Here is a 12,604-nt window from a genome sequence, read left to right as displayed (position 1 = left end):
CATGGAGGATTTTTAGTTCTAAATAAGTAATGAAAATCCGGATTATCCTTCACAACTGTTGAAATTGATCCATGCAGGAGTCCGTATTTTTCCAAACAACAAGTCTATTATTTAATTGTTCAAGATAAAACTATGGAAGGTGAATTAACAAGTAAGGAGCTGCGTATTCAAAAAAAGATTAAAGATTCTGAAACTCACGTTTTTAGAACGGTATTCCCAGGACAAACCAATCACCACGGAACGATGTTTGGGGGAGCTGTTTTAGCTATTATGGATGAAATTGCCTTTATGACCGCTACTCGCTTTTGCCGCAAACCAATTGTTACTGTATCCAGTGATAAAATCGATTTCAATCAACCTATTCCGGTGGGAACTTTAGTTGAATTAATCGGAACAGTAGTGCGCGTAGGACGCACAAGTTTAGATGTTCAGGTAGATGTTTTTGTAGAAAGCATGTATAGAGAAGGACGTGAAAAAGCAATTTCGGGTAATTTTACCTTAGTTGCCATCAACGAAAGTAAACGTCCAGTACCTGTAATGGATGAAATTGAAACATTTTAGATTATTGCAAATAAACAAAAAAAGCTACTGTATATTCAGTAGCTTTTTTTGTTTTTAGAAGTTGTACAAAACAACCGAAAGCTAGGGGAGTCCTCCATTTCAATAGTTAAAATGAAAGAAGGAAAAAACGGCATGCAATCAAAAAGGAAGAAGAATTAGTTTTGAAAATTAGTTAATTCGATCTCGTATTCGTAATTTTAAGGAACAACCCTTTTTATCAAAAAAATTATGAATATAAAACATGTTACCGTCGCTGGAAGTGGCGTTTTAGGCTATCAAATTGCCTTTCAAACTGCCTTTCACGGATTCAACGTTACCGTTTACGATATTAACGACGAAGCTATTGCAAAGGCAAAGGCTAAATTCGATCCGCTGAGTGAACGCTATAAAGCAGATCTAGGCGCAACCCCTGCGCAAATTGAACAAACAAGAGCAAATTTGTCGTATTCGAGCGATTTAAAAATCGCTACGGCCGCAGCTGATCTAGTAATTGAGGCTGTTCCGGAAAGCCTTAAAATTAAGATCAGTTTTTATCAACAGCTTGCTGCCGTAGCACCCGCACATACGCTTTTTGCAACCAATTCCTCTACCTTATTGCCCAGTCAATTTGCTGAGGCCACCCAAAGACCCAAACAGTTTGTCGCCTTGCATTTTGCCAATGAAATATGGACGCATAATACAGCTGAGATTATGGGGCATCCACAAACGGATCCACAGACGTTTGATCAGGTTGTGGCCTTTGCTAAAGCGATAGGCATGATTACCCTGCCGTTGCACAAAGAACAACCGGGGTATATCTTAAACTCCCTGCTCGTCCCTTTCTTGGACGCGGCAACCAACTTATTAGTGAATGAAGTATCAGATGCGCATACCATTGATAAAACTTGGATGGCAGCCACAGGTGCTCCAACAGGACCGTTTGGCATCCTGGATATTGTAGGGATCACAACAGCCTATAATATCAATAAAATGGCGGCCGACGCCACGCAAGATCCACTGAAAATTAAAACAGTAGAATACTTAAAGAAAGAATTTATTGATACGAATAAACTGGGTGTAGGAACTGGTGAAGGATTCTATACCTATCCTAATCCCGCGTATTTAGATAAGGATTTCTTGAAATAGCTATCAATACAGAGCTTAATGCGCTGTAAAAAAGGTATAAAATCGAAGTGATTTTATACCTTATTTATACTTAAAGCTTTACTTTAATTAATATTATGTAGAACACATAATTACAGTGATTTACACCCTACAAAACAACTGATTTTGTCATGCGGTCGTTCTGCATCATGTCGCGGCGTAATTCGGTGTTTTTGAATCCTATAGTCGTTAATAGTTCAAGCATTTCTTGACCTAAATATTGGTTTATTTCATAAAATAATTGACCTTGAGGTTTTAAATTTTCAACGGCTAATTCCGCAATTTTTCGGTAGAAGATAAGTGGATCGCTATCGTCTACAAACAAAGCAGTATGCGGTTCATATTCCATGACATTGCTCTTTATTTCCACTTTTTCCAATTGACGGATATAAGGTGGATTGGAAACAATGATATCATAAGAAGAAGAGAGCTGTTTTAAAGCTAAAATGTCTTGTTGGATAAAATCAACCTTGACATCCAAAGCTTTTGCATTGCGCTGTGCTACTTGCAACGCTTCTGAAGATATATCCAAGAGCGCAACTTGACTCTGCGGCAATTCCTTGGCTAGGGTAAGACCAATACAACCACTGCCTGTTCCAATATCCAAAATGCGAATCGGTTGATTGAGAGGAACAGAAGCGATAATCCACTCTACTAATTCTTCTGTTTCGGGACGGGGAATCAACGTATGTTCATTCACCTCAAAAGTATACCCATAGAAATAAGCTTTTCCGAAAATATGCTGAATGGGTTTTTGTTGAACGAGCTTGTCTAATGTCGTTTGCCATTGTGCTAGCTTAACTGTAGTCAACTCGGGGTTCATTGCCAAATCGATACGCGTCTTTCCCTCCAATTCTGATAGACAAAAAAGGAACAATTGCTGGGCTTCTCCCTCGTCATAAATCGGAGTGAGCTTTGATATAAACTGGTCTTGAAGTAATTTTATAAACATAGTTTGAAAGCTAAATTCTCTGAGATTAGCTAAAAAGAATTAAATTTGTTCAAAGATACAGTTTTATCAATGTTGGAAAAAGACGAATACTATATTTCTCGATGCTTACAATTAGCAAAACAAGGAACCTTTGCCGCGATGCCCAATCCTTCGGTTGGCGCTGTGATTGTTTATCATGACAACATCATAGGAGAGGGGTTTACCGCTGCCTATGGGGGTTCTCATGCAGAAGTAAATGCAATTGCCCAGGTAAAAGATCAAGCCTTATTAAAAGAAAGTACGCTATACGTTAGTTTAGAACCTTGCAGCCACTTTGGCAAAACGCCTCCTTGTAGTGACCTCATTATTGCAAAGCAAATTCCTCGTGTTGTTGTTGGAACGATAGATCCTTTTGCGAAAGTTTGCGGGATGGGCATTCAAAAGATGAGGAATGCAGGCATTGATGTTGTTGTCGGTGTTTTGGAACAGGCCTGTCAAGAAAGCAACCAACGATTCTTTACCTTTCATCAAAAGAAACGCCCCTATATTATTTTAAAATGGGCCGAAAGTAGAGATGGTTTTATTGCCCCGCTACAACGAGAAGAACAAGCGCCTGTGTGGTTGTCTAACACCTATTCCAAACAAATAGTCCACCAATGGAGAAGTGAAGAAATGGCTTTTTTAGTAGGAACCAATACGGTTTTAGAAGATAACCCTTCGTTGACAACGAGAAGTTGGTATGGCAAAAACCCAGTGCGCATCTATTTGGATCGAAAAGGTCAAATTCCAACCTCCTTTGCTATCAATCAACAGAAAGAACCTGCTATTTGTATTACAGCCAATAAGGCTCTGATATCCAATGCCCATACGAGATACTATTACGCTGATTTTGAGCGCGATTTGGTGCAACAAATTTGCAGGATTCTCTATGAACTTCAAATTATGTCCGTCGTTATTGAAGGCGGAACGCAAACGATTCAGCACTTCATTACTGCAGGTTTGTGGGATGAAGCACGCATCTTTAGTAGTGATGTGGTACTCAAAGAAGGAATTGCAGCGCCTCAATTGAAAAAAAGCCATTTAACCAAGCGCTATACGATAGCCAATAATGAATTACAGATTTTACACGCCCAATCATAATGTCGGAAGAGAAAGATTTTTATAAAACCATAAGCGAGCCCACTGAAGAAGTATTGTACAAAGAAAAAAACAGCAAATTCTTTGGCTATGCTTTTCCTATTAAAAAAGAAGAAGAAGTAAAGGAATACCTTGATCAAATTAAAAAAGTGCACTACAATGCACGCCACTGGTGCTATGCTTTTCAGTTAGGTACCGATCCTGTTTATTATCGGGCCAATGACGATGGGGAGCCTAGTAATACAGCAGGAGCTCCCATTTATGGTCAAATACAATCCTTTGATTTAACGGATATTCTCATTGTCGTTGTGCGCTATTTTGGCGGCGTAAAATTAGGCGTTGGTGGATTGATTACCGCTTATCGCGCAGCCGCTCAAATGGCCCTAGAAGAAGCCGATATTATCGAATGCACCATTGACAAGAAGTTCAAAGTTCGCTTTGATTACAAAGACATGAACAACGTTATGCGCGTGATTAAAGAACGCAATCTAAATTTGGTGCAACAAAAGTTAGAAATGACCTGTGAAATTGAATTATCTATTCGAAAAAGTGAATACCAACAAGCACTAGAGGCTTTTGTTCCTTATTACGAGGTAAAGGTAGTTGAACCGTCAGATGAAAACTACAATTAAACTTGACTCTCTTAAGCAACAAATAAGTGTTAGTGACTGATAATAAGTCAATTAAAACACAAACTTCCAACGAATAAAAGAAAAAGGGATATCTTTTACAAGACATCCCTCGAAGTAAATAATACAATAAAAAACAATATTTCTACATTTAAAACGCAGGATAAACTGTTTTAGTATTTCTATGTTATTTTAATTCAATGAAATAATTAGCAATGTAATCGCTAAAGCAGCTAAAGCTAATCCAATGATGTTCTTTTTGTTCAATTTCTCATTAAAAAGCGTGTAGCCCAATAGCGTACCCAAGAAAATAACCCCAAAATTCATACCTGCAAATACAATGGTAGGGTTAGAGGAGAAGTGTTGATGGGCTTTCATGTAGAAAATAATATTGACAAAATTCAATCCACCAATAAAAATTCCCGAGGCTAGATTTAGTTTTTTAATCATAAAAATATTCTTCCTAGTACCCAAAGTATAAGCAACTAAACTCAAAATCAAAGCTGTAGCAAAAACGTAGAACAAACTTTGTGTGTAAGGAATAGCAGAATAAAGCGCTAGTTTTTTGAAGCAAATATCGATCACACCAAATCCTAAAAAAGTACCTAATAAGTAATAAGTACTTTTATTTGAAGTAGAAGTTTTTATTGCATTTCCTTTATTTAAAATAAAATAAACGGAAACTAATCCAACCGCCAGAGCAACATAGCGCATTGTATTCAATTCCTCTTGAAAAATAAAGATAGCGGCCAAAATAGGAATTAAAAGAGATAAACGCTGCGCGATATCTGTTTTAATTAAACCCGCATGTTTAATAGCATAGAATTGAACCACGAAAATGGTGGGTAATAAAATCCCCAAAGCCAAAATAATTTCCCAAGGCATATTAACCGAGATTTGATTGAAATCAACCTGGAAAATAAAAAAGGAAAATAAAGACGTTATAACGTAATTGATGATGATGATTTCAAAAATATTGATGGCATATTTTTTAATGTATTTGAAAAACACACCAACAGCAACACTTCCAAGAATACTGAAAAGTAAATAGATCATGATAGACTCAATAGGTTTACAAAAATAGAAAATATAGGAATATAGCCAATACGAGTAGGTGTTTAAATTTCCTATTTTACATAATATTAATTATAGTATAAAAGTAATTCAAATGAAAGAAGGGCTGCATCAGCTGTTTAGCTACCACTTATAAAAAAACCACGCCTTGCGTGGTTCTATTTTAATTCTTTATAAAGTCTTTTCTTTTGATTACTTGAAAATCCTCACTAACGATAATGCCTAAAGTATCTGTTTTGATTAAACGACCTTGGTTCTTAATACTTAATAATGCACTGACTTTATAAGCCACAAACTGCTTGTTATCTGCAATTTTTTCCTTGGCTATAACTTCTTCTAATTCCTTGATTAACGGCGCTGCTTTCGCTTCAATTTCACTGTACTCGCGTACGGCATTGTCAATTTCACTGCGCACTTTTTTGTCTGGGTGAATTTTGTACAACAACATATATTGATTCACTGCGTGTTGTTGTAATTCAATAAACGGCAAATAACCGACTTGTAATTCTTCGAGAATTTCTTGTCCTTTCAAATACAATCGATTCTTTTCGGTTAAGGTATCGATGCGAACAATCGTTAAGGTATTTTCTTTTTTCTTTAGATCCACGCCCAATTCTGCCTCTACATAAGGTGTTACAGCGATTCGCATACGCTCTTTTGAACCGTCTTGTACAGCAAAAGACGACAAAACAATAAAACTCACGAGAAGTAAAAGATTTCTTTTCATTTCTTATCTATTGGGCTAAAATTTTGGATGTAATTTACGTCTTTTGAGCTTAATTTTACTTAATTCAAAGAAATAATACGTCATTATACTGAAATCAATCCTTTGAAATTTAATAACTCAAAATGTCTTCTACTGGAATAACACTAAATCTATAATTCATAATTACACTCATTATTATGTCTTGTGATCCCTTACTTTTAGAAGTATAAGTGAAGAAACCATGTACGCGATAAGCAAAAAAATGAATGGAATCTGCTGTTTGTGCTTTTACTTTAGTTTCTTCTATTTCTCTTTTAAAGGATTGGATTTCTGCTTCCATTTCAACATAATCTTCTCTTGCTGATTCCAATTGTTCTTTATGAGCTGCTATAGGATTCTCTTGGTATTGTTTCTCAAATAGTGCCAATTCCTCTTTCTGCATCTTTAATTCAGGCTCATGTTCCATTTCAAATTGCCTTAGCAACTCCTTGGCCTTGAATTCTAATCTATCCTTTTCTGTTAATGTATCAACTTTTGTAATGGTAATATGATTTTTGGTTTCATCAAAAGCCTGTCCTAATTGTACTTGAAAGAAAGCTATTAAACCAGGCATCATTTGCTCGTGAAGTTGATCTTTTTTTGCACATGCTACTAAAATGAGACAACCTATTAAAGGGAAAACGATCTTTTTCATTCTATTTATTTAACAATTCTTTCACGAAACTAGATAAAAAATTAGTCCTTTCCAACTTTTTATTGTCTGCCTATAAAGTTCACATCACTCAAGGTTTGCATAAATACAAGCAAGGCTTCTTTTTCTTCGGCTGTTAGCGGAATTTTGTTCTCGTTCTCTTTAAAAATAGGATCTAAATTATCCGCATCTAAAACACCCTGATCCATATAATCCAAGACTTCGCTGAGCGTTTTAAACTGCCCAAAACTACCGTAAGGCCCTGTATATTCGACGTTGCGCAACGAAGGAACGCGAAAGCTCATATAATCGTTTAAATCGCCTGTAACACGCGCTCTTCCGGCTTCATTGGAATCGCTATTGATCGGGAATCCTATGTTTCTAAACGTCTGATCGGTAAATAAAGCACCACTGTGACAACTGGCACACTTTACTTGAAATACTTCATAGCCGTATTGTTCTTTGGGTGTAAATGCCGTTTCCTTGCGCTGAACCTGATCGTATTTACTGTTGGCCGAAATTAAGGTGTATTCATATTGTGCAATACTTTGGTAAATGCGCTGATCGGTAATTCGCTTATCGCCAAAAGCTTGTTGAAACAATTTTTGATAGTCTGAATCTTCTTGTATTTTTCCAATTACTTCCACAATAGAAGCATGCATCTCTTCTGGAGTAATAATAGGGACAATCACTTGACTTTCCAATTGGCGTTTACTCCCATCCCAATTGTAATACAGCATAAACGCAAGATTCTGAATGGGGGGCACATTTCTTAGCCCCACCTTCCCTTCTATTCCAACGGCTTGTTTTTGATGATCTGCATAAGCATTAGATTGGATATGGCAAGTAGCACAAGCAATGGTATTATCTCGGCTTAAACGCGGATCAAAAAACAATTTTTTACCCAATTCTACGCCAAACTTGGTGGGTGGATTGTTGTAAAAAGCGGGATTAAGTGAAGGAAAATCAGCTGGAATAATCAAATCTACGAATGGATTCGATTCTATTGGTTCATAAGAATCATCTGAACGACAAGACATCAACCCCAAAACAGGAAGTAAAACGCTGATTTTTATTGCTTTATATATTTTTTTCATAGCAAATAAAGGGAGTCGTCTTTTCAAACAACTCCCTGTGGTATTTAATTTTTAACTTGTAAAATTGAAAACATGCCGCTTAAATCGCTTGTTCCATTTCCTCCTAAATTGTCTACAAATTTTACCATTTGTACCGCTGTATGCACATTGGGTGTAGCATTGTCATCTGATCCTGTACCTGAGCTAAGTGTTATCGTATTTGATTTTCCACTTAAAAGGGCATTAAAATCAGCTTTAATCGCAATGACTGGTGATGATTTTCCAACTTGAGCGAATACAGGTAAATCTAAAACGACATCTCTGTAAGCATCTACTCCTTGTTTTAAATCGTTATTGTCGCCATCTTCTAATGTGCTTCCGGTGTGAATGGATAGTTGTTTGTGATCAGCTTCATAAAAACCTTCAATCTTCGTAAAGCGATACCCTGTTCCCCATTCCCACATCATCTCTGTATCATTGGCTCCTGCCGCTGCGTAAAACTGCGGAAAGCGAACTTCGTTCAAAACATTGAGGTCACTTCTCACGCCTAATCCGAATTTAATCTGCTTGTATTCTCCTTTTGGAATATCGCGTAGAACATAATTCAAACTGCTTTCTTTCGCTTGGTTAACTACTGTTGCTCCTTGATCTAAATCATTGATAAAATAAGGAATTTCTTTTCCGTCATTCTTTACTAAACGAATATTGCTAATGACATATTTTAATTCGCTAAAATGATGGACTTGTCCTTCTGCTGATGTATGTACCGTAGCTGTAGTTGAATTAGCATCGCCTAAAACAATGGTTTTATCTCCAAATGTATTAGTAAAAGCTAAGGTTACATTGTTAGCAGCTGAGCTGTTGTCATCACTTGAACATGATACCATAGCAAAAGTTAAAGCAGATAGAGCGAAATATTTTATTGTATTTTTCATTTTTTTACGTGTTTTTATTTAAAAATTAAGTTTTAAGGACGTATAAATATTGCGTCCCATTCTTGGTATATTGCCCCAATCGGCATAAGTAGAGTAATATTCGTTGAGCAGGTTTTCTGCTCCAATTTGAAACACCGCTTTGACATCTTTGACATAAAAAGAATAATCAACGGAAGCATTCCAAATGGCATAAGCAGGCGTTTGACTTTCTCCATACTCTGGACTATAATCGCGTTGTTTGGCATCTCCATGTACAGACGTTTGTATGCTAAAATCACCATAGCCATAATGCAAGGATGTTTGATAGCTCAAAGGGCGAATAAATGGCAGATTGCCTTGATCGTCATCTTGTCCTTTTGCATAGGTCAGACTTCCTTTCCAATGTAAATGATCGGAAAGATTATAGGTTCCCGTTACTGAGAAGTTAAACAACGTAGCATAGTCTAAAGAAGTATAGCCTTTCACTCCTATGGATTGGTAGTTCATCGGACTTCCCAAGCTTAAAATACGCCCAATGATATAATCCTTAATGTAGAAGTAATTGGCTTTGGCTTGTAAACCGAAGCGCTTTCCTTTGTATCCAGCACTTGCATTTAGCTCATGAGAAACTTCATTTTTCAAATCGGGATTTCCAATGTAATCATATCGATCATAGCTATTGTAAATGTAATAACCATAAGCTTCAGAAACCGACGGAGCTCTGTGGCCATAGCCTGCTCCTAGTGAAAAATTAAACGCATCAACTTTGATTTCATAGCTGGTGTGAAGGCTTGGCAAAATTCTTGTCTTTTCTTGGGCTGCTCCTGGATGAAAAATCCAATTGAATTCAATGTATTTCGCCTTGTTATAATTCACCCCTAATCCACCGCCAACATGCCATTGACTCGTTTCTGATAATTGAACGGCATTGTTCAACGATAAACCTGCGTAGGTTGTAGTAACCCAAGGCCAGGTATAGGCAAACATACTTTGTTTAGCTCGATCTTGTGGATACATGCGCATTTCAGCAATTGACAGATTATTGTACACATTAAGCTGTAATTCAGAACTATAGATTCCCTGTTTGAAATCTGCCTTAGAGATTAAACCATAGGTCGTACTCCAACCGGGCATATCCATATGAACTAAATTTTCCGGACGCGTAGTATCATCCATATAATGTTCAATGGCATTGAAATAAGCTTTCGTATCCCAAACTTTAATCAGCTGATCTTCAAATAATTGTTTATAGCTTATTGAAGTAATAATTGCACGTGATAACCAGAGATCCATTGGCAATGCTGGATATCCAACATCTTTAGCTACATCAAAAATAGCATCCACGCGCACAGAAGACAATTCACTCGTTTTATGCGCAATACCCAAGGAGGTATTCCATTTTTTATATTGAGAATGATTTACTTCTCGATTATTTCCATCCTTGTAATTTTGAGCGGTACGATAGGCGATACTTGCATCAGTAGCCCATTTCTTTGTAGCAAAAGAAACATTTCCGAGGTTGTAGTATTGTTTATTGTTGAATTCAAAACCACCTTGATAGCCTCCCGTCCATTGATTATAGGGACTAAAGGCCGTGTTTTTTCTCTTTAAATCAATGCTTCCTGCAATGGTGGATCCGTGCATTCCTCCTTCTTGTCCAGATTGAATATCAATCGCAGCAAGGTTATTGCTTTCTACATAAGAAGTAATAGGGTCCATTTTGTCTGTACAAGCACCAAAAATATGCATGCCATCAATCGTCAAGGTCGATCGCTCCGTACTCATATTGTTCAACAACGGTTCCCAGGCATAAGCCCCGCGTTTGATGAAGCTAATCTGTTCAGAAGAGGCTAAATACTCATCCACTGAAACGGCCATTTTTAAGTCCGTTTTGATTTTTTCTTTCGCCTTGGCCATAACGGCAATTTCATCGAGTACAGTGATACTATCTTGTTCAATACCCGTAGATTGAGCTAAAGCTCCCACTGTTGCGAAGAACAGTAAATAAGATAAACTACGCATAAGCTAAAAGAGTATATCAAGATACAATTCACTCTTCACACCTTCAATTCCTGGCGTAAAATCCAAAGGAACTTTTGTTCCTTTGAGGATGCGTCCTTGTTGGTTTTGAAGGATAAAATTCAACGTCCAATTGCCCGTCATCGTATAATTGACAACGCCATGATAGAAGCCATCTTCTTTTTGAATCAAATTGCGGTTATTTGGAGACGAATGATTCCCCATAGAAGGCTCTGGCATTCGCGGATCCAAATACAGGGTATAATCATCAACCATTTGATAAGCTTGATCTAAGGTTACAGCCGTTTTATTCTTTTTAAAAATACCAGCCACAAGTGCATTTTCTGCTACTTTGGGTTGCATAGGCGCAACTAATGCAATACTGTATTCCTCTTGATCCTGACCAATAAAAGAAGTCATATTTAAATTCTTATTGGATTGCTCTTCTATCAAAATGGTTTGCGTCAGTTCTATTTTTTGACCTTGAAGTTCTAGTTGAATCAAGACTTGCCAAGTACCTTCTTTGCTGGTTTTGGTAAATACGGTATATCCTTTATAATATTGACCCTGTTTTTGATAGGCCAATTCATATAAATTGGGACAAGATTCCTTACTACCCTGGGACAAGGTCAAAAAAGGCAAAAAAGTTGCTTTTGCTTCTTCGACAACCTGATTCGCATCGGTCTGAAAAATTCGCAAACGCACTTCATTATAGCCTTGATACAAATGACCTTGAAGCGCTTCTACACTAATTTTGTACGGGGTTTTCTCGATGGAAAACACTTCTTTAAATTCCTGATTATCCGGCACTGTAATAGTTGTTTCAGCTTCGTAATCTGTTTTTTCCACAGTACAAGCCGTAACAACAAAAAGCGCTGCTAGCAAATAAATAAATTTTTTCATTGTTTTCAGTGAATGACTTCAGCTGCCTTTATACTGTGATTTTTTTGCCGCACGTTCTTCTATGAAAGGCAACAAAGCATATGGGCACTGAATATTACAGTGATCATCAGTATTTAGTTCGCTTCGTCTTTTGAAGATTGTAGATACAGATCTACAACCTAGGGTTGAGAACTCAATTAAAAATGCAATAAGAGGTGACAGCATACACATAGCCATATCAAAGCAAATGGATCAAAATCCGTAAGCTGATATACCCAAAATATTTACTCTTCTTATTTTTAATTTAGAAAACAGGAGGTCTGAACAGAAAATTAGAAAGTGAAAAAGAATATAAGTTCGCTACAGCGCTATCATTTGTAATGCGATAAGGATTAAAAATGATTGTACTCATTACACCAAGTGCTTGGTAATACATAACCTGCACTTCTGCTGAAGCAAAGTTTACTTTATTTTTCTCAGTTTTAGTATCTGAAGCATGTGCCATCTCCTTTTTGAGGTGACATTTTCCATTACACTCAAGTTCTGGCTTGTCTTTATTGACACATAATTCATTTTTGATATAGTCATAGAGCACCACATATTCCACAACCGGTAGTACAGGTTTGAAAAACATAAATAAGGATAATATGAGAGTGGCTATTTTCACCTTACAAAGGTCAACTATATTTTTAAAAAGACAAAATTTGGTGGTGTTTCTGTGAATTAATGGATTGAAAAAGTAAATAAGCCAGTCCAATATAGTACTTATACAGCCTTTTTCTTCAGTTTAGTAGATGATTTTCTCTATAAAGAAAAAAGCGGATGTCTTTGATGACATCCG

13 protein-coding genes are annotated in these 12,604 nt (G+C 36.8%); 4 read left to right on the top strand and 9 right to left on the bottom strand.

What is annotated here, in order from left to right; translation table 11 throughout:
- Positions 1–132 precede the first annotated feature (132 nt).
- Positions 133–561, top strand: a complete 429-nt coding sequence (locus FBR08_RS14685; protein WP_158963433.1) for an acyl-CoA thioesterase — start codon at positions 133–135, stop codon at positions 559–561.
- 228 nt (positions 562–789) lie between these two features.
- The gene (locus FBR08_RS14680) at positions 790–1,686 is read left to right on the top strand and encodes a 3-hydroxyacyl-CoA dehydrogenase (RefSeq protein WP_158963431.1); all 897 of its coding nucleotides are present in this window, start codon (positions 790–792) and stop codon (positions 1,684–1,686) included.
- Between the two features lie 127 nt (positions 1,687–1,813).
- On the opposite strand, the gene prmC is transcribed toward FBR08_RS14680, so the two are convergent.
- Positions 1,814–2,656 (bottom strand): peptide chain release factor N(5)-glutamine methyltransferase, encoded by an 843-nt coding sequence (prmC, locus tag FBR08_RS14675; protein ID WP_158963429.1) that lies wholly within the window; start codon positions 2,654–2,656, stop codon positions 1,814–1,816.
- 45 nt (positions 2,657–2,701) lie between these two features.
- On the opposite strand from prmC, the gene ribD reads away from it, so the two are divergent.
- Positions 2,702–3,775 carry a bifunctional diaminohydroxyphosphoribosylaminopyrimidine deaminase/5-amino-6-(5-phosphoribosylamino)uracil reductase RibD gene (ribD, locus tag FBR08_RS14670; protein WP_158963427.1) on the top strand — a complete coding sequence of 358 codons (1,074 nt, stop codon included), beginning with the start codon at positions 2,702–2,704 and terminating at the stop codon, positions 3,773–3,775.
- Positions 3,775–4,404, top strand: a complete 630-nt coding sequence (locus FBR08_RS14665) for an IMPACT family protein (RefSeq protein ID WP_158963425.1) — start codon at positions 3,775–3,777, stop codon at positions 4,402–4,404. Before ribD ends, FBR08_RS14665 begins: the two co-directional genes overlap by 1 nt.
- 189 nt (positions 4,405–4,593) lie before the next feature.
- Here FBR08_RS14665 and FBR08_RS14660 read toward each other — a convergent pair whose 3' ends face one another.
- The 8 genes from FBR08_RS14660 to FBR08_RS14625 all read right to left on the bottom strand — a co-directional run bounded on the left by FBR08_RS14660 (position 4,594) and on the right by FBR08_RS14625 (position 12,397).
- A complete protein-coding gene (locus tag FBR08_RS14660; RefSeq protein WP_158963423.1) occupies positions 4,594–5,457 on the bottom strand; it encodes an EamA family transporter in 864 nt (287 codons plus the stop codon).
- A gap of 181 nt (positions 5,458–5,638) precedes the next feature.
- Complete coding sequence (locus tag FBR08_RS14655; protein WP_158963421.1) at positions 5,639–6,202, bottom strand: hypothetical protein; 564 nt, start codon at positions 6,200–6,202, stop codon at positions 5,639–5,641.
- A gap of 109 nt (positions 6,203–6,311) precedes the next feature.
- Positions 6,312–6,875, bottom strand: coding sequence for a hypothetical protein (locus FBR08_RS14650; RefSeq protein WP_158963419.1), 564 nt, complete (start codon positions 6,873–6,875; stop codon positions 6,312–6,314).
- A gap of 59 nt (positions 6,876–6,934) precedes the next feature.
- Positions 6,935–7,960 (bottom strand): cytochrome-c peroxidase, encoded by a 1,026-nt coding sequence (locus tag FBR08_RS14645; RefSeq protein WP_394350561.1) that lies wholly within the window; start codon positions 7,958–7,960, stop codon positions 6,935–6,937.
- Between the two features lie 53 nt (positions 7,961–8,013).
- Positions 8,014–8,883 carry an MbnP family protein gene (locus FBR08_RS14640; RefSeq protein WP_158963415.1) on the bottom strand — a complete coding sequence of 290 codons (870 nt, stop codon included), beginning with the start codon at positions 8,881–8,883 and terminating at the stop codon, positions 8,014–8,016.
- An 18-nt stretch (positions 8,884–8,901) separates the two neighbouring features.
- Entirely contained in the window at positions 8,902–10,884 is a 1,983-nt protein-coding gene (locus FBR08_RS14635; RefSeq protein WP_158963413.1) for a TonB-dependent receptor plug domain-containing protein, read from the bottom strand.
- Positions 10,885–10,887: 3 nt separating this feature from the next.
- Complete coding sequence (locus FBR08_RS14630) at positions 10,888–11,784, bottom strand: FixH family protein (RefSeq protein WP_158963405.1); 897 nt, start codon at positions 11,782–11,784, stop codon at positions 10,888–10,890.
- 283 nt (positions 11,785–12,067) lie between these two features.
- The gene (locus FBR08_RS14625; protein ID WP_158963404.1) at positions 12,068–12,397 is read right to left on the bottom strand and encodes a hypothetical protein; all 330 of its coding nucleotides are present in this window, start codon (positions 12,395–12,397) and stop codon (positions 12,068–12,070) included.
- Positions 12,398–12,604: the final 207 nt, after the last annotated feature.

Origin of the sequence: Myroides fluvii, assembly GCF_009792295.1 — a bacterium.
GTDB classification, from domain to species: Bacteria; Bacteroidota; Bacteroidia; order Flavobacteriales; family Flavobacteriaceae; genus Flavobacterium; species Flavobacterium fluvii_A.
Note: the sequence above shows the minus strand (reverse complement) of the source record. Positions and strands in the feature narration are given on the sequence as shown.